The sequence below is a fragment of the Roseateles sp. GW821-FHT02E12 genome, assembly GCF_059421665.1.
This window is the reverse complement of the sequence record NZ_JBWKVK010000001.1, coordinates 1,581,856-1,604,895: the sequence shown is the minus strand read 5'-3', so window position 1 is coordinate 1,604,895 and position 23,040 is coordinate 1,581,856. Positions and strand designations below refer to the sequence as shown.

Sequence of the window (23,040 nt, the reverse complement as noted above, 5' to 3'; positions counted from 1 at the left end):
GCTCAGCTGGCCAGCGCCGCCTCGATGTCGCCGCGCAACTTTTCCGGCGGGTCGTTGGGCGCGTAGCGCTTGATCACCTGGCCGTCGCGGCCGATGAGGAACTTCGTGAAGTTCCACTTGATGGCCTCGGTGCCCAGGAAACCCGGCTTCTCGCTCTTCAGGAACTTCCACAGCGGGTGGGCGTCGCTGCCGTTGACCTTGGTCTTGGCCATCATCGGGAAGCTGACACCGTAGTTCAGCTCGCAGAAGCTGGCGATCTGGTCGTTGCTGCCCGGGTCCTGGCCGCCGAATTCGTTGCTCGGGAAGCCGATGACGACCAGGCCGCGGGGGCCGTACTCCTGCCAGAGCTGCTCCAGGCCCTTGAACTGCGGCGTGAAACCGCATTCGCTGGCCGTGTTGACGACCAGCAGCACCTTGCCACGCTGGGAAGCCAGGTCCGCCGGCTCGTCACGGATGGAAACGGCCTGAAAGTCGAAGACGCTTTCGCTCATTGATGCACCCTTCGCGCTACGCGCTTGCCAGGCCATCGCGGTGGCCAAGCGTTCGTCAGGCTTGCGATGCCGGGCAGCGCAAGTCCAGCCTCACTCCCGCCGGGCGGGAATGTGTCCCTTCGGGCGGCCGTGCGAGGCACGCATCCTCCCCTAGAAAGGCGAAGCCCATGCTAACGCCAGGCGGCCCCGAGGGTTTGTAGCATGGCGGCTGGCGCGCGGCTGGCCTTCCAATCGCGCGAACTTGGCGAAGCGGCTCCAACCCGGGGCGCGCCGCCCGCACGGCAACTTCGGAATCAACCCTGTTCATGGATCACCTGGCTTGCTACACCCCGGCCGATCTGGCCGGACGCACCCCGCCCGACCTTGGCACTTTCCGCTGGAAGCTGCTGGCCCAAGGCGACTCGTGGTTCTCGAACGCCCGCGCCAAGCTCAACGCCCACGCCAACCTGCTGCAGGAGCTGGTCTTCAAGGCAGGCACGGCGGCCGTCAATTGCGCCGGCACCGGCAACTCGCTGTCGCATATGGTGGACCTGCAGTCCAACCCCGACTTCGTGCGCCTGCTCGTCGGCCCCGACGCGCCCACCTGGGACGGCATCCTGCTGTCCGTCGGCGGCAATGACCTGATCGCCGCGGCGCGCACGCCGGCGCAGAACTCGAACGGCGAGCCCGTCCCGCTGGAGCTGCGCCTGCTGCGCCGCCAGACCGAATGGGGCCCACCGTCAGCCGGCGTTGCGCGCTATTTCTCCGAACCCGGCTGGTCGACCTACGCCGAATACCTGCGCGCGAACGTCAAGCACCTGCTGAGCCTGCGTGACCAGGGCCCGTCGGCGGGCAAGCCCGTCTTCATGCACTGCTATGCCGTGCCGATGCCGCGCCCGGCCGGTGCCGAGGGTGGCGACGACCTGGGCGCCAGCGGCCCCTGGCTCTTCCCGGCACTCAAGGCCTACGGCGTGCCGAGCGCCGACTGGGCAGCCGTCAGCCGGCTGATGGTCTTCCACCTGGCGCAGTTGTTGAAGAGCATTGCGGCCGACAAGCCGGCCTTCCCCGGCCTCTTCATCTTCGACTCGACGGCCGTGCCCCTGGCCCTGGCCGCGCCCGGCTCCACTGGCATCAGTGGCGACTGGCACAACGAGATCCACCTGAACCACAGCGGCTGCTTCAAGATCGCGCGCGCCTGGAGCGAGCACATCGAGATGGTGCTGGAAGGCAAGCACCTGATCCAGCCCACGCCCGGCCGCAAGGGCCGAGGCAGCAGCAGCAATTCCGGCAGCTGATCAGAGCGGCTGGTTCACCAGCCCCAAGCCGGGAGGCTGACCGGTCTTAGCGGTCCTGGGGCAGGTGGTCGGTGCGGGCCAGGTCGAGCAGGTGCTCGACCTCTTCCTTGTGCTCGACGAGGTTGCGCTGGTGCCAGCGCCGGATCCACCACATCGTGCCCGCCACACCAATGCCGAAGATGGTGATGGCCCCGAAGGCCGACAGGCCGAAGCGCGTCATGGCCGTGTAGGACGCGCCCAGGCCGAGGATGCAGGCCTGCTCGTTGAAGTTCTGCACCGCAATGCTGCGGCCGGCACCCATCAGGTTGTGGCCCCGGTGCTGCAGCAGCGCATTCATCGGCACGACCAGATAGCCGCCGATGCCGCCCAGCAGGATCAGGAAGGGCGCAGCCACCCAGACATTGCCGATGAAGTTCATGACGATGAGCAGCAGGCCCATCGCGATGCCCAGCGGAATGACCGCGGTGGCACGATCCAACCGGCAGTAGAGCGACGCGACGACGGCGCCGACCGCCGTGCCGATGGCCACGACGCCCACCAACGAGGACGCCTGCGTCGTGCCGTAGCCCAGCGCCGCGGCGGCCCAGGCCAGCACGATGTAGCGCAGGTTGCCGCTGACGCCCCAGAACAGGGTCGTCGTCGCCAGGGAGATCTGGCCGAGCTTGTCCTGCCAGAGGCGGCTGTTGCAGGACGAGAAGTCGCGCACCAGGCCCAGCACGCTGTGCGCAAACGGCTGCAGCGGCGCCGACGTGCGCGGGATGCGCAGGTTGAACAGCGCTGCCAGCACATACAGGCCGACGAGGCTGGCAATGGCCGCCTCGGGTGCGGTGTCGATGCCGGTTTCGACCATCGGCATGTCGACCAGCAGCAGCATGTGGGAGACACGGTCGCCGATCAGTTGGCCACCCAGCAGCACGCCGAGGATGATGGACGTGATCGTCAGGCCCTCGATCCAGCCGTTGGCCTTGACGAGCTGGGACGGTGGCAGCAGCTCGGTCAGGATGCCGTACTTGGCCGGCGAATAGGCCGCCGCGCCCAGGCCGACGATGGCGTAGGCCATCAACGGATGGGCACCGAACAGCATCATCAGGCAGCCGACCACCTTGATGCTGTTCGAGAAGAACATGACCTTGCCCTTGGGCACCGCGTCGGCAAAGGCGCCGACGAAGGGGGCGAGCACGACGTAGAAGAGCGCAAACATCGGCACCAGCGCGGCGCGCTGCCACTCGGCGGCGCCGGAGGTGCGCAGCAATTCGACGGCGGCGACGAACAGCGCGTTATCAGCCAGCGAGCTGAAGAACTGCGCCGACATGATGGTGTAGAAGCCACGTTTCATCGGGCGGGGCGCAATCCTGAACTGTCTCTGCTTATATAGGCCGATAAACGGGTACGGCGCGGGTTTATAGCACGCGGGCCCTTCACGAAGACCCGCCCGCCAGCACGCGCAAAATCACGCCATGCCCCGCCCCATCGAAGCCCTGATCCACACCGAAGCCCTCGCACACAACCTGGGCCGCGCACGCGCGCAAGCCCCCAACGCCCGAGTCTGGGCCGTGGTCAAGGCCAATGCCTATGGTCATGGGGTCGAACGCGCCTTCGAGGGTTTGCGCGCAGCCGATGGCTTCGCGCTGCTGGACCTGGCCGAGGCCGAGAGGCTGCGAGCGCTGGACTGGCGCGGCCCCATCCTGCTGCTGGAAGGCGTGTTCGAGCCGCGCGACCTGGAGCTGTGTTCGCGGTTGAAGCTCTGGCACAGCGTGCACTGCGAGCAGCAGATCGACTGGCTGGCCATGCACAAGACGCACGAGCCGCACCGCGTGTTCCTGAAACTCAACTCCGGCATGAACCGCCTGGGCTTCACGCCCGCGGCCTTCCGCGCCGCCTATGCGCGGCTGGAAGCCCTGCCCCAGGTGGACGAGATCGGCCTGATGACGCACTTCTCGGACGCCGATGCCCAGCGCCTGGGCACCGACGGCATCGCCCATCAGCTGGCCGCCTTCGAGACCGTCACCGAGGGCCTGGCCGGCGAGCGCACGATTGCCAACAGCGCCGCCACGCTGCGCCACGCGGCACGCACGGCCAACGACTGGGTACGCGCCGGCATCATGGTCTATGGCGGCGTGCCCGACTTCCCGGAGCACGACGCCGCCCACTGGGACCTGCGCCCAGCAATGACGCTGCGCTCCAAGGTCATCGGCGTGCAGCAGCTGCAGGCCGGCGAGACGGTGGGCTACGGCAGCGCCTTCACCGCCGAGCAGCCCACGCGCATCGGCATCGTCGCCTGCGGCTATGCCGACGGCTACCCCCGCCACGCGCCCACGGGCACGCCGGTGCTGGTGGACGGCCAGCGCACACGCACGTTGGGCCGGGTGTCGATGGACATGCTGGCGGTGGACCTGTCCGCGCTGCCGGCCAGCGGCTTTGGCAGCGAGGTGACGCTGTGGGGCGAGGGGCCTGCCATTGGCGGGAAGGCCTCGCGCCTGCCCATCGACGAGGTGGCCCAGGCGGCCGGCACCATCGGCTACGAGCTGATGTGCGCCATCGCGCCTCGTGTGCCCGTTCGCAGTGTCGGCAGTGCCTGAACTCAACTGGGCCCCGCGGCCGGATGAACTCGAGTTCGACGCCATCCGCGCCAGCGGTCCGGGCGGCCAGAACGTCAACAAGGTCAGCAACGCCGTCCACCTGCGCTTCGACATCCGCGCGTCCAGCCTGCCCGAGGCCGTCAAGGCGCGGCTGCTGAACTGGGCCGACCAGCGCATCACCTCGGAGGGTGTCGTCGTCATCAAGGCCCAGGACACGCGCAGCCTGGAGCGCAACCGGGCCGACGCCGTCGCCCGGCTGATCGAGCTGGTGCAGGCCGCCGCCCACGTGCCCAAGGCCAGGCGGGCGACCAAGCCCACCTATGGCTCCAAGCAGCGCCGGCTGGAGGGCAAGTCCAAGCGCAGCGACATCAAGGCCGGGCGCCGCGGCGGCAGCAAGGACTACTGAGCCGCCGTGAACTTCATGCCCAGCTGATCGAACAGGAAGGCATAGATGTCCGCCGTCTGGTTCACGCGGATGGACAGCGAGCTGCCCATGCCGTGGCCGGCATGGGTGTTGATGCTCAGCATCACTGGCCGCCCGGACCCGGTCGCGGCCTGCAGCCGGGCGATCATCTTGCGCGAATGCATGGGGTTGACGCGGCCGTCGGTCTCGCCGGTGCCCATGAAGATGGCGGGGTACTTGGCGCCGTCCTGCACGTGGTGGTAGGGCGAGTAGGCATACAGAGCCTTGAACTGCTCGGGGTTCTTCACCGTGCCGAACTCGGTGACGTTGAAGGCGCCGTTCGGGTCCAGTTCCACGCGCAGCATGTCGTAGATGCCCACCATCGAGACGACGGCGCGGAACAGCTCCGGATGCTGGGTGAAGACGGCCCCCATCAACAGGCCGCCATTGCTGCCACCGATGGCCGCCATGCGCTCGCGGCGGGTGTAGCCCTTGTCGACGAGGTACTGCGCCGAGGCGGCGAAGTCGTCGAAGACGTTCTGCTTGTTCGTCAGCGCGCCCTGGGTATGCCAGGCCTCGCCGAACTCGCCGCCACCGCGCAGGTTGGCGATGACGTACACCCCGCCGGCATCCAGCCACAGCCGGGTGGACGCGCCCAGAAAGCGCGGCACCTGGCTGACGTTGTAGCCACCGTAGCCGTTGAGCAGCAGCGGCGCGCTGCCGTCGAGTGCCAGGCCCTTCTTGCGCACGATGTTGAGCGGGATGCGCGTGCCGTCCTTGGAGGTCGCGAACTCGCGCACCACCTCCACGTCGCCGAAGGACACCGGGCTGGTCTGGCGCAGCAGCGTGGGCACGCTCTTGGCGCTGGCCTCGTCGACACGCACGAAGCGCGCCGGCTCCAGGTAGGTCTTCACGGCGACGAGCAGGCTGCCGTCGTCCATCACCGCCACTTCGTCCACGGTCGCAACCTCTGGCAGCGGCAGCTGGCCCCGCGGCTTGCCGTCTAGCCCGTAGATGGCCACGCGCGAAGGCCCGCCGACGATCTCGCGCAGATAGATGGCGTTCTTCGTGATGGTGATGTTGGCGGCACCGAACTCGCCGCCGGGCTCCAGCGCCGCGTCGGACTCGGGCACCAGCGTCTGCGCGCGGGCCAGCGTCGGGTCGTCCAGGCCGAGCTTGAGCAGCTTGCCGCGCGGCGCGCCCTGGCGGGAGATGAGATAGAGCGCATCGGGCCCCAGGGCCGCGGCGACGACCTTGTCCTCGAAGCGCGTCACCTGGCGGATGCTGCCGTCCTTGCCGATCAGGTAGTGCGCGAACTCGCCACCATCGCCGTTGGCGACCGAGGCGACCACGCCCGGCGCGCCGGGCCGGGCATCGAGCGCGATCTCGGCGACGCGCGGGAAGTCCTTGCCCAGCACGTACGCGTCCTTGGCGGGGTCGTCGCCCACGCGGTGGTAATAGATCTGCTGGTAGAAGTGCTGGCGCTCGGCCGGCTCGCTGGCGTCGGGGTAGCGCGTGTACCAGAAGCCCGTGCCGTCCTCGCGCCAGGCGAGGCTGCCGCCGCCGGTGGGGTACTGCACGTTGGGAATGACCTTGTCGACGCTCTTGCCCGTGGCCACATCCACGATGTGCAGCGAGCCGTCTTCGCTGCCGTTTTGCGACAGCGACACCGCCACCAGCTTGCCCGTGGGCGACGGCACGAACCAGTCGATGGCCGTGCTGCCCTTGGCGTTGAGCGTGTTCGGGTCCAGCACGACGCGGACCTTGGCGGGGTCGGCGTCCTGGCCCAGCACGGCCAGCATGGGCTGCTGCTTCGGCGGCTGGTTGTACATGGCGAACAACTGGCCCGGCGTGGCATGCAGCGCGTAGAAGGCGCTGGAGCTGGCCGTGGCCTGCTTCATCAACCAGTCGAACATCGGCTTGCGCGCCGGCAGCTTGTCGACATAGCCGCGGGTGCGCCGGTCCTGCGCGGCGCTCCACTGCTTGACCTTGGCGTCGCCGGTCTTCTCCAGCCAGCGGTAGGGGTCGCCAACGGTGACGTCGCCGTAGGTGTCGGCGACCGTTTTCACCGCGGTCGGCGGCGCGCCCTTGTCGGCGGCCTGCGCCAGCAGCGCAGCGCAACCGAGGGCCAGGGCGGCAAGCCAGGATGGGTTCGTCATCGGTTCTCCCTTGAATGCGCATCCAGGGTACGCCGTCCAAGCCGGTGAGGCACCGGTGTTTGTCAGGCCCCGCGAGCGCGCCGGCTGAACAGCATCGGCAAGGCCAGCAGATAGACCGCCGCCGCCACGATCCAGACGCAACCCGCCCAGGACGCCTGCGTGGCCGCGAACCCGGCGGTGACGACCAGCGGCCCAGCCACGCCGATCAGGCTGGCGATGCTGGCCAGCGTGCCTTGCAGCTCGCCCTGGTGTTGCTCGTCCACCTGCCGCGCGAGCACGGCCTGCAGCGCGGGCAGGGCCAGCCCGCCGAGGGCGAACAGGGGCAGCAGCGCAAACGGCATCCACGCCGCCGCGGCCACGCCCATGCCCACGAAACCGAGCCCGTCCGCAGCCATGCCGGCCAGCAGCGCACGGCGCTCGCCGAGCTTGGACACCATCGGGCCGGTGACGAAAGCCTGCGAGATCGCATGCAGGCCGCCGTAGCAGGCCAGCGACAGCCCCGCCACCCAGGCCGTCCAGCCGTAGCGGTCCTGGCCGTACAGGATCCACAGCGAACCGGGCACCTGCGACACCAGCGCGATCACCGCGAACACGCCCACCAGCGGCAGCAGCGGCGGCCGGCCCTGCAGGCGATGCAGCGCCGAGAAGGCATTGAACTTGGCAAGATCCAGCCGGGCCGTGCGGTTCTGGTTGGATTCGGGCAGCGCGAACCAGGCCAGGGCCAGGTTCAGCGCGTTCATGGCGGCCGCGGCGACGAAGGGCGCGCGCAGCGTCCACTCGCCCAGCGCCCCACCGATCAGCGGCCCGACGACGAAGCCCAGGCCCATGGCGGCGCCCATCTGGCCGTAGCGCTTGGCGCGGTCGGCCTCGGGCGTCACGTCGGTGATGTAAGCCGTGCCGACCGCCATGCTGGCGCCGGTGATGCCGGACAGCACGCGCCCGACGTAGAGCCAGGCCAGGTTGGGTGCCAGCGCCATCAGCACATAGTCGGCCGCGGCACCGGCCAGCGAGGCCAGCAGCACCGGCCGGCGGCCGAAACGGTCGCTCAAGGCGCCCAGCACCGGCGAAAACAGGAACTGCATCGCCGCGTACACGGCCAGCAGGCCGCCGTAATGAAGGCTGGTGGCCTCGGCACCGGCCAGCTCGCGCAGCAGGCCGGGCAGGATGGGGAACACCAGGCTCATGCCCACGGCGTCCAACCACAGCGTCATCAGGATGACGGTCAAAGCTCGATTCACGGAAGTCTCTCTATCGTTGATAGAGAGCATTGTGCCTGAACCTCTCTATCATTGCTAGAGATGAACGCCGAACGCCCTGCCCGACTGAATCGCGACGATGTGCTGCGCGCCGCTCTCGACCTGCTGAACGAGGTCGGCATCGACGCCTTGAGCACCCGCAAGCTGGCGGAGCGCCTGGGCGTGCAGTCGCCCACGCTGTACTGGCACTTCAAGAGCAAGGCGGCGCTGCTGGACGCGATGTCGTCGGCCGTGCTGCTGGAAAGCCGCGCCATCGCCACCCCGGGGCCGGACGAGCCCTGGCAGGACTGGCTGATGGCTGACGGCCGCAGCTTTCGCCGCGCGCTGCTGGCCTACCGCGACGGTGCCCGCCTGCATGCCGGCACGCGGCCGGGCGAGGCGCAGCGCGGGTCCATCGAGGCCCGCCTGGGCCAGCTGTGCGCGGCCGGCTTCGAGCCGGGCCCGGCCACGCTGCTGATGATGTCGGTCGGCCGCTTCGTCGTGGGCTGGGTGCTGGAGGAGCAGTCCGCACAGGCGTTCGACGCACCGCCGTCATCCACGCTGCAAGGGCCGGACGCCGAGCAATACCCGCTGCTGGCGGCTGGCTGGGCGGCGACGGTGGGCGGCGATGCCGACGCCGTGTTCGAAAGCGCTTTGCGGCTGCTGATCGACGGCGCTAGGCCTGGGGCCGCGTCGCGACAAACAGGCTGACGAGGCACAGCGCCATGCCGCCCACGGCCAGCGGCGTCGCCTGCCAGCCTTCCAGCACGGCCGACACGATCAGCGCGATGACCGGCACCAGCACGCCGATCAACGCCGCCTGCGCCGGGCCACGGCGCTCGGCGAGCTTGTAGTACAGCGTGAAGGCGATGACCGAGCCGAAGGCGGCCAGGTAGACCAGGCTGCCGACATAGGTCCAGGCCCCGTCGAAGGGCAGGCCGTGGCCCAGCGCCAACGACATCCCCAGCAGGAAGGCCGCGCCATAGCCCATGCTCCAGGCCAGCACCGGGATCAGCGGCAGGCCACGGCGCGTCAGCACCATCGTGAAGAAACCGCCGATGCAGGCCACCACCACCGCGAAAAAGCTCAGGCCCAGGCCGAGCGCCGCGTTGGGCCTCGCGCCGGAAGAAGCGAGCTCGGGCCAGAAGATCAGCGCCACGCCCAGCACCGCGCCACTGCTGGCCACCAGAAAGCGCCGGCTCACCGGCTGGCGCCACAGCAGCCAAGCGACGAGGGCGTTCATGAACACCATCAGACAGAACAGCACGGCCACCAAGCCGCTGGGCACGAAGCGCTCGGCCTCGTAGATGGACCAGTAGTTGCCGGCGTACTGGATGACGCCGGTGCCCAGCATGTAGCCGTGGGCATAGCGCGGCAGCTTCAGCGACGTGCCCTGCCAAAGCGCCAGGCCCGCCAGCATCAACGCCGACAGCGCGAAGCGCCAGCCCACCGACGTCAGCGCCGGCACCGTGCTGTTGAGCTGGTAGAGGATGACGTGCCAGGTGCTGGCCCAGATCGCCACCGGGGCCAGGAAGAGGAACCAGGTGGGCAGGCGGCCGGAGGTGTCTCCCGCCATCAGGCCGCGCGCTTGAAGCTCGCCAGCAGCAGGCCGGCCGCGACGAACAGCGAGCCGAACACGCGGTTCAGCGCCTTGATGTGGCTCTCGCTCTTCAGCGCCGCCAGCACGCGAGCGGCCAGCACCGTGTAGCCGGCCATGACGACGAGGTCCGTGAAGGCCAGCGTGCAGCCGATGACGAGGTACTGCGGGCCGAGCGGCGCGTGCAGGTCCAGGAACTGCGGCACCACGGCCAGCAGGAAGACCGTGCCCTTGGGGTTGACGGCGTTGATGCCCCAGCCGCGCAGCACGAGCTGGCGGCGCGTGACCTCGAGGGCACCGTCGTCGGCCGCCACCAGCGGCTTGGCTGGCGCGCGCCACTGCTGCACGCCGAGGTAGACCAGGTAGGCCACGCCCGCCCACTTCACGAGCGCGAAGCCCAGGGACGACGCCGCGATCAGCGCGCCCAGGCCGGCGCTGACGAGCACGACCTGGGTCAGGATGCCCAGGATGAGGCCGAAGGTCATGAAGTAGCCGCGCTTGAAGCCATGGCTCAGGCCCGCGCTCATCGCCGCCACCGCACCCGCGCCAGGAGACAGGCTGATGGCCCAGGACGCCGCGAAAAAGGCCAACCACAACGAGAAGTCCACGACCGGCTCCTTGAATAACTGCTGAGCCGGCGAGTCTGCCACGCGGCAAGCCAGTTGGTGCCAGAGCGACTCGCTGCGCTCGGGCGGCCTGGCACCCAAAACATAAGATCTCCCGATGCTCAAGGCCCTTTTCGCGCTGCCACGCGGTGTCTGGCTGATGGGTCTCATCAGCCTCGTCAACGACAGCGCCAGCGAGCTGGTCTATCCCCTCGTGCCGCTTTACCTGAGCGGTGTGCTGATGGCCGGCCCGCGGGTGCTCGGCCTCATCGAAGGCATTGCCGAAGCCCTGGCCAGCCTGCTCAAGCTATGGGCCGGCGTCATGGCCGACCGCAGCGGGCGCAGCAAGCCTTGGGTGGTGGCCGGCTACGGCCTGGCCGGGCTGGCGCGGCCCTTGATCGCCTTCGCCACCGGCTGGCCCATGCTGCTCGCGCTGCGCCTGACGGACCGCGTCGCCAAGGCCGTGCGCGCCGCGCCGCGCGATGCGCTGCTGGCCGCCAGCATCACGCCAACCCAGCGCGGCCTGGCCTTCGGCCTGCACCGGGCCATGGACAACAGCGGCGCCGTCATCGGCCCGCTGCTGGCCTGGGCCCTGCTGAGCGCGGGCGTGCCGCTGCAGCAGGTCTTCCTGTGGGCCCTGCTGCCCGGCCTGGCCTGCCTGGCGCTGACCAGTGCGCTGCGCGACGCCCCGCCTCCCGCCGCGCCCCCGGCCGCCTTCTCGTGGACGCTGGCCGGCCTGCCCCAGCCGCTGCGCCGCTACCTCATCGTCGTGGCCCTGTTCACGCTGGGCAACTCCAGCAACATGTTCCTGCTGCTCAGAGCCAAGGAACTGGGCGTGGCCGAGGCCCAGGTGCCGCTGCTGTGGGCGGCGGTGTCGGGCGTGGCGGCGCTGTTCGCCGTGCCGCTGGGCGGGCTGTCGGACCGCGTCGGCCGCGTGCGCCTGCTGGTGGCCGGCTACGTGGCCTATGCGCTTTTCTACGTCGGCATGGGCTGGTTCGCGGCGCCGGGCTGGCGCCTGTATGCCCTCTTCGGCCTGTACGGGGTTTTCATGGCGGCCACCGAGGGCGTCGAACGCGCGTTGGTGGCCGACCTCGCGCCGCCGGCCCAGCGCGGCACGGCCTTCGGCTGGCTGAACCTGACGATGGGCGCGATGCTGCTGCCGGCCTCGCTGCTGTTCGGCTGGCTGTGGGAGGGCATGTCGACGACGCTGGCCTTCGGGTTCTCGGCGGGGTGCGCGCTGGCGGCGGCCCTGCTGCTCAAGCTCTGGGTCAGGCCGCCAGAATCGCGCCCATGAATCGACAGCCTTCCGTCCAGCGAGAAATCGTCAGCACGCGCCGCTGGCTGCAGTCCCACCGCTGGCTGCGCCTGCACGTCGGCTTGATCGCGCTGTGCTGCCTGGCCTGCCTGTGGCTCAGCGGCGCGCTGCTGCACAAGATCGGCGTGGACACGCTGTCGCTGCGCTTCGGGCTCAGCCTGGCCATCAGCTACGGCGCCTATCTGCTGTTGCTGCGACTGTGGGCGACCTATCTGCTGAGCCGGGAGGACGGCGATGCTGGCGACGTGCTGGACATCGCCGCCGACATCGCGGATGCGGGCGGTGGCATCGGAGACGCCGCGGGCTCGGTCCTCGACGCAGCATCCGGCCTGGACGAAGGGGCGCTCGTCTTGCTGCCCATCGCCGCCCTCGTCGGCATGGCGCTCGCGCTGGCCGCCCTGCTGGGCGCGGGCGTGAGCCTGCTGTTCGGTGTGGAGGTGCTGATGGCGGTGTCCGTCGAGGTCGCCCTGGCCGCCTTTGCCGCGGGCCTGGCCTGGCGGCACCAGCGCCAGTTCGAGCGTGGTGGCTGGCTGAGCTGCGCGCTGCAGCACACCTGGGTCGGCGCGCTGGCCTTCATGCTGGCCGGCATGGGCCTGGGCGCAGCACTCGACCACTGGATGCCCGAGGCCGAGTCCCTGCCGCACGCTGTCAAGATCTGGCGCTCGCACTGACGACAATGGCCTCATGGCCACCAGCAAAAGCATCTACACCTGTACCGAGTGCGGCGGCACCAACGCCAAATGGCTGGGCAAATGCCCCCACTGCGGCTCCTGGAACACGCTGACCGAAGGCACCGCCGAACCCGCGGGCGGCGCCAAGAACCGCTACCAGTCGCTGGCCAAGAGCCAGCCCGTCGCGACGCTGTCCGAGATCGAGGCCAGCGACTTCGAACGCACCCCCACCGGCCAGGAGGAGCTGGACCGCGTGCTGGGCGGCGGCATCGTGGCCGGTGGCGTCGTGCTGATCGGTGGCGACCCGGGCATCGGTAAATCGACGCTGCTGCTGCAGGCGGTCGAGTCGTTGAGCCAGACGCCGGTGACGGGCCGCCCCGGAGCCGGCGACACCCCCTCGGGGGGCCAACAGTTCCTCAAGGTGCTCTACGTGACCGGCGAGGAAAGCGGCGCCCAGGTCGCGATGCGATCGCGCCGCCTCGGGCTCTCGGGCACCAAGGTGCGCGTGCTGGCCGAGATCAGCCTGGAGCGCATCCTGGCCACCATCGACGTCGAGGAGCCGGACTTCTGCGTCATCGACTCCATCCAGACGCTGTACTCCGAGCAGCTCTCGTCGGCGCCCGGCTCCGTCGCGCAGGTGCGCGAATGCGCGGCCCAGCTCACGCGCACGGCCAAGGCGCGCGGCTGCGCCATCGTGTTGGTGGGCCACGTCACGAAGGAAGGCGCGTTGGCCGGGCCGCGCGTGCTGGAGCACATCGTCGACACGGTGCTGTATTTCGAGGGCGACACGCACAGCAGCTTCCGCCTGGTGCGCGCCATCAAGAATCGCTTCGGCGCGGTCAACGAGATCGGCGTGTTCGCGATGACGGAGAAGGGCCTCAAGGGCGTGGCCAACCCGAGCGCGATCTTCCTGTCCACGCACGCCGAGCCGGTGCCGGGCAGCTGCGTGCTCGTCACGCTGGAAGGCACGCGGCCGCTGCTGGTGGAGCTGCAGGCGCTGGTGGACAGCGGCGGCGTGAGCCCGCGGCGGTTGAGCGTGGGCCTGGACCGTGACCGGCTGGCCATGCTGCTGGCCGTGCTGCACCGCCACGCCGGCGTGGCGACGGGCGACCAGGACGTGTTCGTCAACGCGGTGGGCGGCGTGCGTATCAGCGAGCCGGCGGCCGACCTGGCGGTGCTGCTTGCCATCCAGAGCTCACTGCGGGGCAAGGCGCTGCCGCGGGGCTTCATCGCCTTTGGCGAAGTGGGCCTGGCGGGCGAGGTGCGCCCCGCGCCGCGCGGCCAGGAGCGGTTGAAGGAGGCGGCCAAGCTGGGCTTCAGCGTGGCGGTGGTACCCAAGGCCAATGCACCGAAGAAGCCCATCGAGGGGCTGACCATCCACGCCGTCGAGCGTGTCGAACAAGCCATCGAGGTGCTGCGCGGCCTCGTCTGAAATTTGGGCGAGCCGAAGCTTGGGCTTCAAAGAGCTGGACCTGGCCGTGCCGGGCGACGAGGCCGGCTCGGCAGGCGGGTGCGCGTGGAGGCCGGCCTTGGGGGGCCGCGGGATTGCCTTTGTTTTATCCCTGCCAAAGTCTGCTTAGGATCAGGGCCTCGCACCGGAGGAACCCTTCATGTCCGATCCCGCCGACCTCAGGCAGCACATCCGCACCGACTTTCTCGCCGCTCAGCATGACGCCGAATCCCTGCCGGGCTGGGTGTTCAAGCCGGTGCATTTCAGCCAGGGTCCGGCCGGCCTGGTGCTGAACATGAGCGACGGCGGCCTGCAGGTGCTGACCAGCGCGGCCGAACCGCTGACCGAGTCGAAGTACGAGGTCGTGCTGCTGCTCGGGCGCTCCGACGTGGACAGCGATGAGGAACAGGTGTCGTGGTTCAACGGTGTCGTCGAACGCAAATGGTCGCGGCCGGTGCCGCGCATGGGCATCCTGCACGGCATGTGCTTCACGGCGCGCAACTCCACGGCCGAGCAGTTCCTGGTCGGGCACAACGGGGCGCTGGAGTCCGGCCAATGGGTGCGCTGCGTGCTGCTCAAGGTACCCAGCTAGCCTGACATGGACCACTGCGGCCGCCTGCTCGACCACGTGCACCTGCGCGTGAGCGACTTGGCGGCCAGCCGGCGCTTCTACCGCGCCGCGCTGGAGGCCATCGGCCGGCTCGATGCCTTTGGTGAAGCGGCGGGCTGCTTCTACGCCGACGAGTTCTACGTCGACACGGCCGAGGGCCGCGTCTCCCACGTGCACCTGGCCTTCCAGGCCCGCAGCGAGGCCGAGGTGCAACGCTTTCACGCGATGACGCTGGCCGCCGGCGGCCGCAACCATGGCGAGCCGGGGCCGCGCCACTACCACCCGGGCTACTACGCCGCCTTCGTGCTGGACCCGGACGGCAACAACATCGAGGCCGTCTATCACGGGCCGACGACGCGCTCGGCCGACAGCGTCGAGATCACCCGCCTGCCGCCGGGCTGAGGCCATGGCAGGATGCGCGCCATGAGCGCACTGCCCGCCCCACCCTACTACGCCGTCATCTTCACCAGCCAGCGCACGCCGGGCGACGGCGGCTATGGCGACATGGCCGACCACATGGTGGCACTGGCCGCCGAGCAGCCGGGCTATCTGGGTGTGGAGAGCGCCCGCGGCGAGGACGGCCTCGGCATCACGGTGTCCTACTGGCGCAGCCCCGAGGACATCGCCGCCTGGCGCCGCAACGCCGAGCACAAGATCGCCCGCGACACCGGCCGCAGCGACTGGTACCAGCACTACACCTTGCGCGTCGCCAAGGTCGAGCGGGCCTATGCCTGGGAACGCGCCGACGGCGCGAAGGACCCGCAGGCATGAATCCCTGGATCGGCGTTGGTTTGGCACTCGCGGCCCTGGTGCTGGGAGGCGCCCTGCTCGGCTGGCAGGGCGCCATCTTCGCGACGACGGGCATCGTCTTCTGGCTGCTGCTGCAGATCTCGCGGCTGATGCGGGTCATGAGGGTGGCAGGCGCGGCGCCGCTGGGCTCGGTCGGCAACGCGGTGATGCTGAACAGCAAGCTGCACGCCGGCATGAAGCTGGTCGACCTGATCGGGCTGGCCGGCAGCCTCGGCGTGAAGCAGGCGCCCGAGACCTTTGTCTGGCGCGACGCCGGCGGCGACACGGTCGAGGTGGTGCTGAAGAAAGGCAAGCTCGTCGAGTGGCGGCTGATCCGCGCGGACGATGCTGCTGGCTCTTCGTAAAATCGCCGGTTTTCACCCGCACGCATTGGAGTAACGATGGTTCCCGCCCCCCTGCACGACCGCGACGGCAAGATCTGGATGGACGGCGAACTCGTCGACTGGCGCGACGCCAAGATCCACGTGCTGACCCACACCCTGCACTACGGCTGCGGCGCCTTCGAAGGCGTGCGCGCCTATGACACGGTCAACGGCACGGCCATCTTCCGGCTGCAGGAGCACACGCAGCGCCTGTTCAACAGCGGCAAGATCCTGCGCATGAAGATCCCCTTCTCGCAGGAGCAGGTCAACGAGGCGCAACGCGCCGTCGTCAAGGCCAACGGCCTGAAGAGCGCCTACATCCGCCCGCTGATCTGGATCGGCTCCGAGAAGCTGGGCGTCAGCCCCAAGGGCAACCAGGTGCACCTGATGGTGGCCGCGTGGAGCTGGGGCGCCTACCTGGGCGAGGACGGCCTGAAGCGCGGCATCCGCGTGAAGACCAGTTCCTACACCCGCCACCACGTCAACATCACGATGACGCAGGCCAAGACGGTGTCCAACTACACCAACTCCATCCTGGCCAACATGGAAGCCACCGACGACGGCTACGACGAGGCGCTGCTGCTGGACGCCTCGGGCTTCGTGTCTGAGGGCGCAGGCGAGAACCTCTTCGTCATCAAGGGCGGCGTCGTCTACACGCCCGATCTGTCGGCCGGCGCGCTGAACGGCATCACCCGCAACACCATCTTCTCGATCTGCCAGGACCTGGGCCTGAAGCTGGTCGAGAAGCGCATCACCCGCGACGAGGTCTATATCTGCGACGAGGCCTTCTTCACCGGCACCGCCGCTGAAGTGACGCCTATCCGCGAGCTGGACCGCATCGAGATCGGCTCGGGCTCGCGTGGCCCCATCACCGAGAAGATCCAATCGGCCTTCTTCGACATCGTCAACGGCCGCAACCCCAAGTACGCCGAGTGGCTGACTGCCGTCTGAGAGCAAAAACATGAGCACCACCCAAGCCCCCGCCGCTACCGTCGAAGTGACCGCCAAGGATTGCAACGACAACGGCACCGTCTTCTGCCCCAACCCCAAGATGGCGCTGTGGAGCACCCACCCGCGCGTATTCATCGACCTGACCCACGGCGGCCAAGGCCAGTGCCCCTACTGCGGCACGGCCTACAAGCTCAAGGCCGGCGAGGTGCTCTCGGGCGGCCACTGATGCGCCGCAACCCCGCCCAGCAGGCGGCCCTGCTGGCCTCGCCCGACGACACCGAGGCCCAGTTCTACGAGGCCTTGCAGCACGCCGACCTGGACCATCTGATGGCCCTGTGGGCGGATGACGAGGAGATCGCCTGCGTGCACCCGGGCGGCCCGCGCATCGTCGGCACGGTGGCCATCCGCGCCGCCTTCGAGGCCGTGTTCCAGCGCGGCGCCGTCAACGTCCACCCCGAGCGCGTGCGTCGCCTGCACAGCGGAGACTGCGCCATCCACCACGTGCTGGAGCGCGTGCAACTGCACGCCCAGGACAAGGCGACCGCGCCGACGGCCTGGGTCATCGCGACCAACGTCTATCTGAAAACGGCGCTGGGCTGGCGCCTGGTGCTGCACCACGCCAGCCCCGGCAGCGCGGGCGACGTCCAGGAGCTCGTGGCAGACGCCGGCATCCTTCACTAGGAGTTCGGCGCATGCAGTACCGCGCCCCCCGCTGGCTGCCCGGCGGCCATGCCCAGACCATCTGGCCCGCGCTCTTCAGTCGCCAGCACGACGGCCCGCCGCCCAGCTGGACGCGCGAGCGCTGGGACACGCCGGACGGCGATTTCATCGACGTCGACTTCCTGGCCGATGCCCCGCCTGGTGCGCCGATGTTCGTGCTCTTCCATGGCCTGGAGGGCGACCGCACCAGCCACTCCAGCGTCGCCTTTGCGAGCGCCGCCCGTGCGCGCGGCTGGGCGATGGCCCTGCCCAACTTCCGGGGTTGTTCCGGCGAGCTGAACCGCGGCCCGCGGGCCTACCACTCGGGCGACTTTGAGGAGGTCGGCTGGATCCTGCAGCGCCTGCGCGAACGCCACGGCCGGCCGTTGATCGTGGCTGGCGTGTCCCTGGGCGGCAACGCGCTGATGCGCTGGGCCGAAGAGGCCGGCACGACCGCCGCCCACACGGCCCGCGCCGTCTGCTCCATCTGCTCGCCCATCGACCTCGCCGCCGCGGGTGCGGCCATCGACCGCGGTTTCAACAGGCAGGTCTACGCGCGCCGCTTCCTGCGCACCATGATCCCCAAGGCGCTGCGCAAGCTGCAGCAGCACCCGGGCCTGTTCGACGGCGAGCGCCTGAAGCGCGCGACGACCATCTACGAGTTCGACAACCTCTTCACCGCGCCGCTGCACGGCTTCAGGAACACCGAGGACTACTGGGCCCGCGCCGCGGCCAAGCCGCACCTGCACCGCATCCGCATCCCGGCTCTGGTGCTCAACGCGCGCAACGACCCCTTCGTGCCCGGCAACAGCCTGCCGCACGCCGCTGAAGTGGGCGCCCATGTGACACTCTGGCAGCCCGGCCATGGCGGCCACGTCGGCTTCCCCGCCGGCCGCCTGCCGGGCCATCTGCTGACCATGCCCGAGCAGGTTTGCGACTGGCTCGACAAGCAACGCTGAAGGAGGTCGCCCGTGGACCCCATCGTCGAAGCGGCCCTGAAGAAGTGGCCCAACGTGCCGCACTGCTACGGCTGGCTGGCGCTGGATGCGCGCGGCGACTGGTACATGCGCGATGAGCGCATCCAGCATGCCGGCCCCTTCCCGACGGTCAAGGGCAGCCGCATCAACCACGACAAGCTGCGCGCCTTCATCGAGCGCAACTACGCGGCCGACGCGGCCGGCTGCTGGTTCTTCCAGAACGGCCCGCAGCGCGTCTACGTGGAGCTGGAATGCACGCCCTGGGTGTGGCGGCTACAGCCCGACGGCCGCGTGCTGAGCCACACCGGCAACGAGGCCGCCGTGCAGTCAAGCTGGCTGGACGAGGCCGGGCACCTCTACCTTCTCACCGACCTCGGGCTGGGCCTGGTGCACACCGCCGACATGGGCCTGGCGGCCGACGCCGTCGAGCAGGGCCGCTGGGTGCCCCAGGAGTTGATGTCCGGCGAACTGCCGCAGCGCTTCGGGTTTGTGCGCCGCCCCGTCATGGCGATTGCGACCAGCGTGTGACAACACGAATTAGGGGGCGTTCCCGAGCTAGGGATGGCTGACGCGACCGGGCGCGCCTCATGATGATCGGACGCGAGCAAGGCTTGACCCCCAAGCCGCCCGCCAATCCTGGAGGAGCCCATGCGGCTGATCAGTCTTCGTCGCATCGCAGCCTGCGCGCTGCTCTGTTGGGTGGGCGCAGCGTCGGCCGCCACCGTCAACGTCACGGCATCCAGCAGTCATCTCACGGTCGGCTCCACGGTCACGTTGAGCTTTGCCGTCGCCGGCCTGCACCAGGGCGGCACGGGCTCGCTCGCGGGCTTCGATCTGGACCTGCACTACGACGCCAGCCTGCTGCAATTCCAGAGCGCCAGCTTCGTGGACGCCGGCAGCGGCAGCAACATGCTCGACCTGCCCGAGCCGGCAAGCCTCGGTTTTTTCGGTGATGCGACCGCGGCTGCCGGCATCGTCGACGCCTTCGGCCTGTCGGGCAACTCGTCGGCCGTGCTGGACGCGCAGCAGGCGAACGCCTTCGACTTCCTGACCCTCAGTTTCATCGCACTGCAGGCCAGCACCGGCACCGACCTCGTCGTCGACCTGGCAGACCCGTCGTTGCTTTTCCTGGACGGTGCCGGCCAGCCCATCGGCATGAACTTCATCAACGCGCGGGCACAACTCGTCATCGATGCGCAGGGCGGCGGCGGCAACACGCTGCCCGAGCCCGCTGCGCCCGCCTTGGCCCTGGCCGCACTGGCCGGCGCCGGCTGGGTGCGGCGCCGCACTGCCAGCGCAGGCCGTGCTGCCCTGGCGCTCAGCCTGGCCCTGGCCGCGCCCCTGGCCAGCCACGCGCAGACCAAGGCGGAAGCCAAGGCCGACCCCACCCCCATCGACGTGCGCGTCATCGAGGTGGCGGGCAGCCGCGCCAAGGTTCGTGCCGACGATGGCCGCGAGTACTGGGTGACTGTCGGCCAGGCGCTGACGGCAGACAAGGTCGGCCAGCGCCTGCGCGGCCAGGCCCTGCCGCGCGGTGACGCCATCAAAGTGAACGCGCCGACCTTCTCGGCGAACTGATCCCCTCCACAGGAGACACCCCCATGAAGCCTAGCCTGCAGGCGCTCGCCGCCTCGCTGCTGGGGGCTTGCGTCTGCGCAAGCCACGCCCAGACCTCGTCGCCCTTCCCGCCCCCCAGCGAGGACATGGGCAAGTATGTGAAGAACAGCGGTGGTGGCCTGGACACGGGCTGCACCTACCGTGGCGGCGGCCCGCTGATCGTGCAGATCAAGCTGCCGGCGCCCGTCAACGACACCATGCTCGACGCCGATGGCCGCATCCAGTCGGGCAAGCTTGCCAAGCTGGTTGCCGACAAGGTCGTCGGGCAGCGGGTCAAGGTCTCTTTCCCGGTCTACGACATCGACGACAAGGCCGTCACCGACGGCACCTACCAACCCGAGGTGGACCGCCTGTCCTGGAACGGCGAGTTCATCCAGACCCTCTCAGGCTTCAACAACACCTGGGTGAACGACAGCTTCGAGGTCGACATCTCCAAGGTCAAGTTCGCCGGCCGGCAGGTCGCCCAGAACGCGGTCAACGAGTTCAAGGTCGACATCGACACGGCCAACGTCAACGACGAGTACTGGTGCATGAGCATCGACTGGGTGGGCGTCGAGTTCGAGGCGGCCTATCCCTTCGTGCTGGCCCACGGCATCGCGGCCAACCGCGATACCTGGCTGGCCGCCACCGCCCCGGGCGTCATCGCCGAGATGGACAAGTCCGGCGTCGTCTACGACCGCTTCTCCACGGCCAACCCGAACGGCGCCGTGGCCGCCAACGCCATCGACCTCAAGGGCCAGATCCAGGGCTTCCTGGACCCCTACAAGGCCAAGAAGGTCAACCTCATCGTGCACAGCAAGGGCGGCCTCGACAGCCAGGCCCTGGCCTCCATCAGCGCGCCGGCCTTCGACGTGCTGTCGCTGGGCACGCTGTCGACACCGCACCGCGGCTCGGTCGTGGCCGACCTGACGATGCTGCAGCGCGCCGTCGCCAGCTTCTACACCAACAACGGCACCGACCCCAACGGCTTCGCACAGAGCTTCGTCAGCAGCTCGGTCGCCGGCATGGCCAGCGGCTTCGGCGCCGGCCCCCAACCTCCCGGCCTGATCGACCTGACGACGACGGCGTCCAACAACGCCATCGCCGCGGGCATCCGAGGCAATGTCTCCAACACCTTCACCATCGGCGCCGACGCCGGCCCGATGTGCGCCAGCGCGCCCGCCAACAGCCAGATCGACCCGATGAACCCGATCAGCGGCGTGCCGCTGCTGGGCAGCTACACCTACAACGCGCTGCGCCTGGCCTACCAGTCCATCTGCAGCTATGCGTCCGCGGTGCAGCTCAACTTCGAGGTGCTGCCGAGCATCGACCCGAACCTGCCGCCAACCACCGTGCTGACCTATGCCACGGTCCTGGCACCGGCGCTCAACCCCAACGACGTCGTCGTGGGCTTCACCAGCGCCAACCCCGGTTGGGGCACGCCGCTGGGCAACAACGCCAGCACCAATCACTCCACGGTCAAGAACGCGGGCAATGTCCGCAAGATCCTGGACAAGGCAATCCCGCTGCGCTGAGGCCGACATGAGCAAGACTATCCGCCCCCATCGCATCCTCCGCGCCTTGCCCCTGGCCGTCGCGGCCCTCCTTGCCACGCTGCCAGCCGCCGTGCCGGCCCAGGTCACCCAGGGCCAGGCCGCCGTCGGCCTGCCGGTCACGCAGGCTGCCACCATCGTCAGCGGCCAGACCTCGGTCAGCTTCAGGCTGCCGGTGTCGGCGCTGGCCAGCATGCGCCTGCAAGTCACCGTGCCCGTACCCGGCGTCACGCTGACCGTGCTGAACCCGCAAGGCCAGACCGTCTTCGCACCCGGCGACGCCAGCGTCGGCTTCCTGGATGGCGCCGCGCTGTCGCCGCCCCTGCCGGGCGGCCAGTTCCTGACGCCTGACATCACCACGCCCGCCAACGGCGACTGGACGGTGCGCGCCGACTTTCCAGCCTCGCCGCACCCCACCGTGGCGCTGCTGACGACGTTCGCACAGTCCACGCTGCAGGTCGGCCTGGTGCTGAGCTCCAACGTCTACCGCGTCGGCAACCCGGTGCCGCTGGGCCTGCTGGTCATCAACAACGGCCAGCCGGTGGCGGGCCTGACGCCGAGCATCACCATCAGCAAGACCGGCACCGCGCCTGTCGTGCTGAACGCCCGCGACTCCGGCCAACCGGCCGACTACGACGGCAAGGCCGGCGACGGCATCTACAGCCAGGGCACGGTGTTCACCGATCCCGGCACCTACCAACTGCTGGGCGAAGTCAGCGTCCCGCAGCCCGGCGTCGTCGCGCAACGCAGCGCCCAGGCCGTGCTGGAGATCGTGCCCGCCAACTACCAGCTGGACAGCATCACCGGCACCATCGTCAACGGCAGCGGCGGCTGCGTGGCCAGCCTGAATGTGGACACGCTCGGCAATGCGAGCCTGGCGGGCACCTACGCCACCGCCGCCACGCTGAAGAGCCCCAGCGGCAAGACCCTCATCAAGCGCAGCAGCGCGGACATCGGTGCGCCCGGCAGCGTCAGCACCCGCATGACCTACAGCGCGGCCGAGATCCGCAGCCAGCTCGGCGAAGGCGGCGTGTTCAACGTCGACCCGCTGGACGTGCTCTCGTTCATCGCCGGCCAGCCCTGGCTGGAGCTGCGCAAGTCCTCGGCCTTCAGCTTCCCCAGCATCCCGCTGGCCCAGCTCTGCGCCGACCCGATTGAAATCAACAACGGCGCCACCGTCGCCAGCACGTTGCGCGGCCGCTTCATCGGCCAGCTCGACTTCACGCTGCCCATCCGCGTTACCGCGGCGGGCAGCTACCAGGTGTCGTTCAAGGTCATCGACAGCAAGGGCATCGAGGTCGGTCAGTTCGGCCTGACCCCCGCGTTCGCCGTCGGCACCAACAACGTCAAAGCCAGCGTGCTGGCCGACAAGCTGCAGGTCAGCGACGGCCCCTTCACCATCGAGTCGGTGCTCGTCGTGGGCAGCGGCAACCGCAGCGCCCAGGCCTCGCGCGTGCCGGTGGCCACCAGCGACTTCTCGCGCTGGCAGTTCTTCCCCACCATCACCGGCGACCTGAACGGCGACGGCGCGGTGGGTGCGGCCGACCGCGACATCGTCACCCAGTCGCGCGGCCAGGTGCCGCGTGTGCCGGGCGACCGCCGCGACCTCAACGGCGATGGCAAGATCGATCTCCTCGATGCTCGCGAGGTCGTCAACCGCCAATGCGCCGCAGGAAGCTGCCCCCGCAACTGAGTCCCGCTCA

Annotated in this window: 25 protein-coding genes; 19 read left to right on the top strand and 6 right to left on the bottom strand. The window is 69.3% G+C overall.

The window, feature by feature from the left end; genetic code table 11:
- Window positions 1-2: 2 nt before the first annotated feature.
- Window positions 3-491: a glutathione peroxidase gene (locus AC07V5_RS07705; protein ID WP_495115051.1), complete on the bottom strand. Its 489-nt coding sequence runs from the start codon at window positions 489-491 to the stop codon at window positions 3-5.
- Between the two features lie 305 nt (window positions 492-796).
- On the opposite strand from AC07V5_RS07705, the gene AC07V5_RS07700 reads away from it, so the two are divergent.
- The gene (locus AC07V5_RS07700; RefSeq protein WP_495115050.1) at window positions 797-1,765 is read left to right on the top strand and encodes a hypothetical protein; all 969 of its coding nucleotides are present in this window, start codon (window positions 797-799) and stop codon (window positions 1,763-1,765) included.
- 46 nt (window positions 1,766-1,811) lie between these two features.
- On the opposite strand, the gene lplT is transcribed toward AC07V5_RS07700, so the two are convergent.
- A complete protein-coding gene (gene lplT / locus AC07V5_RS07695; RefSeq protein WP_495115049.1) occupies window positions 1,812-3,101 on the bottom strand; it encodes a lysophospholipid transporter LplT in 1,290 nt (429 codons plus the stop codon).
- A 121-nt stretch (window positions 3,102-3,222) separates the two neighbouring features.
- Here lplT and alr point away from each other — a divergent pair, with 121 nt between their 5' ends.
- Window positions 3,223-4,344: an alanine racemase gene (gene alr / locus AC07V5_RS07690; protein ID WP_495115048.1), complete on the top strand. Its 1,122-nt coding sequence runs from the start codon at window positions 3,223-3,225 to the stop codon at window positions 4,342-4,344.
- Window positions 4,337-4,750, top strand: a complete 414-nt coding sequence (gene arfB / locus AC07V5_RS07685) for an alternative ribosome rescue aminoacyl-tRNA hydrolase ArfB (protein WP_495115047.1) — start codon at window positions 4,337-4,339, stop codon at window positions 4,748-4,750. Before alr ends, arfB begins: the two co-directional genes overlap by 8 nt.
- On the opposite strand, the gene AC07V5_RS07680 is transcribed toward arfB, so the two are convergent.
- Both AC07V5_RS07680 and tet read right to left on the bottom strand, forming a co-directional pair.
- Window positions 4,744-6,906 carry a prolyl oligopeptidase family serine peptidase gene (locus AC07V5_RS07680; RefSeq protein ID WP_495115046.1) on the bottom strand — a complete coding sequence of 721 codons (2,163 nt, stop codon included), beginning with the start codon at window positions 6,904-6,906 and terminating at the stop codon, window positions 4,744-4,746. The two genes, arfB and AC07V5_RS07680, sit on opposite strands and share 7 nt — an antisense overlap.
- 62 nt (window positions 6,907-6,968) lie before the next feature.
- A complete protein-coding gene (gene tet, locus AC07V5_RS07675; RefSeq protein WP_495115045.1) occupies window positions 6,969-8,174 on the bottom strand; it encodes a Tet(A)/Tet(B)/Tet(C) family tetracycline efflux MFS transporter in 1,206 nt (401 codons plus the stop codon).
- Window positions 8,175-8,204: 30 nt separating this feature from the next.
- On the opposite strand from tet, the gene AC07V5_RS07670 reads away from it, so the two are divergent.
- On the top strand, window positions 8,205-8,852 hold the full coding sequence (locus tag AC07V5_RS07670; protein ID WP_495115044.1) for a TetR/AcrR family transcriptional regulator C-terminal domain-containing protein: 648 nt from the start codon (window positions 8,205-8,207) through the stop codon (window positions 8,850-8,852).
- Here the strand turns inward: AC07V5_RS07670 and AC07V5_RS07665 are convergent.
- Both AC07V5_RS07665 and AC07V5_RS07660 read right to left on the bottom strand, forming a co-directional pair.
- Window positions 8,818-9,717, bottom strand: coding sequence for a DMT family transporter (locus AC07V5_RS07665; RefSeq protein ID WP_495115043.1), 900 nt, complete (start codon window positions 9,715-9,717; stop codon window positions 8,818-8,820). The genes AC07V5_RS07670 and AC07V5_RS07665 overlap by 35 nt on opposite strands.
- A complete protein-coding gene (locus AC07V5_RS07660; protein ID WP_495115042.1) occupies window positions 9,717-10,346 on the bottom strand; it encodes a LysE family transporter in 630 nt (209 codons plus the stop codon). Before AC07V5_RS07660 ends, AC07V5_RS07665 begins: the two co-directional genes overlap by 1 nt.
- Window positions 10,347-10,461: 115 nt before the next feature.
- Here AC07V5_RS07660 and AC07V5_RS07655 point away from each other — a divergent pair, with 115 nt between their 5' ends.
- The 15 genes from AC07V5_RS07655 to AC07V5_RS07585 all read left to right on the top strand — a co-directional run bounded on the left by AC07V5_RS07655 (window position 10,462) and on the right by AC07V5_RS07585 (window position 23,030).
- Window positions 10,462-11,637 carry an MFS transporter gene (locus AC07V5_RS07655; protein WP_495115041.1) on the top strand — a complete coding sequence of 392 codons (1,176 nt, stop codon included), beginning with the start codon at window positions 10,462-10,464 and terminating at the stop codon, window positions 11,635-11,637.
- Complete coding sequence (locus AC07V5_RS07650) at window positions 11,634-12,329, top strand: hypothetical protein (protein ID WP_495115040.1); 696 nt, start codon at window positions 11,634-11,636, stop codon at window positions 12,327-12,329. The genes AC07V5_RS07655 and AC07V5_RS07650 overlap by 4 nt, the downstream gene beginning before the upstream one ends.
- Before the next feature lie 13 nt (window positions 12,330-12,342).
- Window positions 12,343-13,761 (top strand): DNA repair protein RadA, encoded by a 1,419-nt coding sequence (radA, locus tag AC07V5_RS07645; RefSeq protein WP_495115039.1) that lies wholly within the window; start codon window positions 12,343-12,345, stop codon window positions 13,759-13,761.
- Window positions 13,762-13,939: 178 nt separating this feature from the next.
- The gene (locus AC07V5_RS07640; RefSeq protein ID WP_495115038.1) at window positions 13,940-14,371 is read left to right on the top strand and encodes a hypothetical protein; all 432 of its coding nucleotides are present in this window, start codon (window positions 13,940-13,942) and stop codon (window positions 14,369-14,371) included.
- A gap of 6 nt (window positions 14,372-14,377) precedes the next feature.
- Window positions 14,378-14,791 (top strand): VOC family protein, encoded by a 414-nt coding sequence (locus AC07V5_RS07635; protein ID WP_495115037.1) that lies wholly within the window; start codon window positions 14,378-14,380, stop codon window positions 14,789-14,791.
- Window positions 14,792-14,812: 21 nt separating this feature from the next.
- A complete protein-coding gene (locus AC07V5_RS07630) occupies window positions 14,813-15,160 on the top strand; it encodes an antibiotic biosynthesis monooxygenase family protein (RefSeq protein WP_495115036.1) in 348 nt (115 codons plus the stop codon).
- On the top strand, window positions 15,157-15,543 hold the full coding sequence (locus AC07V5_RS07625) for a hypothetical protein (RefSeq protein ID WP_495115035.1): 387 nt from the start codon (window positions 15,157-15,159) through the stop codon (window positions 15,541-15,543). Before AC07V5_RS07630 ends, AC07V5_RS07625 begins: the two co-directional genes overlap by 4 nt.
- Window positions 15,544-15,579: 36 nt before the next feature.
- Window positions 15,580-16,512 carry a branched-chain amino acid transaminase gene (locus tag AC07V5_RS07620; protein ID WP_495115034.1) on the top strand — a complete coding sequence of 311 codons (933 nt, stop codon included), beginning with the start codon at window positions 15,580-15,582 and terminating at the stop codon, window positions 16,510-16,512.
- Window positions 16,513-16,522: 10 nt separating this feature from the next.
- Window positions 16,523-16,738 (top strand): zinc-finger domain-containing protein, encoded by a 216-nt coding sequence (locus tag AC07V5_RS07615; protein WP_495115033.1) that lies wholly within the window; start codon window positions 16,523-16,525, stop codon window positions 16,736-16,738.
- Window positions 16,738-17,193 carry a YybH family protein gene (locus tag AC07V5_RS07610; protein WP_495115032.1) on the top strand — a complete coding sequence of 152 codons (456 nt, stop codon included), beginning with the start codon at window positions 16,738-16,740 and terminating at the stop codon, window positions 17,191-17,193. The genes AC07V5_RS07615 and AC07V5_RS07610 overlap by 1 nt, the downstream gene beginning before the upstream one ends.
- A gap of 11 nt (window positions 17,194-17,204) precedes the next feature.
- The gene (locus tag AC07V5_RS07605) at window positions 17,205-18,170 is read left to right on the top strand and encodes a YheT family hydrolase (protein WP_495115031.1); all 966 of its coding nucleotides are present in this window, start codon (window positions 17,205-17,207) and stop codon (window positions 18,168-18,170) included.
- Between the two features lie 12 nt (window positions 18,171-18,182).
- Window positions 18,183-18,716 (top strand): DUF2946 family protein, encoded by a 534-nt coding sequence (locus AC07V5_RS07600; protein ID WP_495115030.1) that lies wholly within the window; start codon window positions 18,183-18,185, stop codon window positions 18,714-18,716.
- A gap of 120 nt (window positions 18,717-18,836) precedes the next feature.
- The gene (locus tag AC07V5_RS07595) at window positions 18,837-19,766 is read left to right on the top strand and encodes a cohesin domain-containing protein (protein ID WP_495115029.1); all 930 of its coding nucleotides are present in this window, start codon (window positions 18,837-18,839) and stop codon (window positions 19,764-19,766) included.
- A gap of 23 nt (window positions 19,767-19,789) precedes the next feature.
- The gene (locus tag AC07V5_RS07590; protein WP_495115028.1) at window positions 19,790-21,319 is read left to right on the top strand and encodes an esterase/lipase family protein; all 1,530 of its coding nucleotides are present in this window, start codon (window positions 19,790-19,792) and stop codon (window positions 21,317-21,319) included.
- Window positions 21,320-21,326: 7 nt separating this feature from the next.
- Window positions 21,327-23,030, top strand: a complete 1,704-nt coding sequence (locus AC07V5_RS07585) for a dockerin type I domain-containing protein (RefSeq protein ID WP_495115027.1) — start codon at window positions 21,327-21,329, stop codon at window positions 23,028-23,030.
- Window positions 23,031-23,040 lie beyond the last annotated feature (10 nt).

Coding starts and splice junctions, on each gene's coding strand:
- AC07V5_RS07705 (WP_495115051.1), bottom strand. CDS start 491: ATGAGCGAAAGCGTCTTCGACTTTCAGGCCGTTTCCATCCGTGACGAG.
- AC07V5_RS07700 (WP_495115050.1), top strand. CDS start 797: ATGGATCACCTGGCTTGCTACACCCCGGCCGATCTGGCCGGACGCACC.
- lplT (WP_495115049.1), bottom strand. CDS start 3,101: ATGAAACGTGGCTTCTACACCATCATGTCGGCGCAGTTCTTCAGCTCG.
- alr (WP_495115048.1), top strand. CDS start 3,223: ATGCCCCGCCCCATCGAAGCCCTGATCCACACCGAAGCCCTCGCACAC.
- AC07V5_RS07680 (WP_495115046.1), bottom strand. CDS start 6,906: ATGACGAACCCATCCTGGCTTGCCGCCCTGGCCCTCGGTTGCGCTGCG.
- tet (WP_495115045.1), bottom strand. CDS start 8,174: ATGCTCTCTATCAACGATAGAGAGACTTCCGTGAATCGAGCTTTGACC.
- AC07V5_RS07670 (WP_495115044.1), top strand. CDS start 8,205: ATGAACGCCGAACGCCCTGCCCGACTGAATCGCGACGATGTGCTGCGC.
- AC07V5_RS07665 (WP_495115043.1), bottom strand. CDS start 9,717: ATGGCGGGAGACACCTCCGGCCGCCTGCCCACCTGGTTCCTCTTCCTG.
- AC07V5_RS07655 (WP_495115041.1), top strand. CDS start 10,462: ATGCTCAAGGCCCTTTTCGCGCTGCCACGCGGTGTCTGGCTGATGGGT.
- AC07V5_RS07650 (WP_495115040.1), top strand. CDS start 11,634: ATGAATCGACAGCCTTCCGTCCAGCGAGAAATCGTCAGCACGCGCCGC.
- radA (WP_495115039.1), top strand. CDS start 12,343: ATGGCCACCAGCAAAAGCATCTACACCTGTACCGAGTGCGGCGGCACC.
- AC07V5_RS07640 (WP_495115038.1), top strand. CDS start 13,940: ATGTCCGATCCCGCCGACCTCAGGCAGCACATCCGCACCGACTTTCTC.
- AC07V5_RS07635 (WP_495115037.1), top strand. CDS start 14,378: ATGGACCACTGCGGCCGCCTGCTCGACCACGTGCACCTGCGCGTGAGC.
- AC07V5_RS07630 (WP_495115036.1), top strand. CDS start 14,813: ATGAGCGCACTGCCCGCCCCACCCTACTACGCCGTCATCTTCACCAGC.
- AC07V5_RS07625 (WP_495115035.1), top strand. CDS start 15,157: ATGAATCCCTGGATCGGCGTTGGTTTGGCACTCGCGGCCCTGGTGCTG.
- AC07V5_RS07620 (WP_495115034.1), top strand. CDS start 15,580: ATGGTTCCCGCCCCCCTGCACGACCGCGACGGCAAGATCTGGATGGAC.
- AC07V5_RS07615 (WP_495115033.1), top strand. CDS start 16,523: ATGAGCACCACCCAAGCCCCCGCCGCTACCGTCGAAGTGACCGCCAAG.
- AC07V5_RS07610 (WP_495115032.1), top strand. CDS start 16,738: ATGCGCCGCAACCCCGCCCAGCAGGCGGCCCTGCTGGCCTCGCCCGAC.
- AC07V5_RS07605 (WP_495115031.1), top strand. CDS start 17,205: ATGCAGTACCGCGCCCCCCGCTGGCTGCCCGGCGGCCATGCCCAGACC.
- AC07V5_RS07595 (WP_495115029.1), top strand. CDS start 18,837: ATGCGGCTGATCAGTCTTCGTCGCATCGCAGCCTGCGCGCTGCTCTGT.
- AC07V5_RS07590 (WP_495115028.1), top strand. CDS start 19,790: ATGAAGCCTAGCCTGCAGGCGCTCGCCGCCTCGCTGCTGGGGGCTTGC.
- AC07V5_RS07585 (WP_495115027.1), top strand. CDS start 21,327: ATGAGCAAGACTATCCGCCCCCATCGCATCCTCCGCGCCTTGCCCCTG.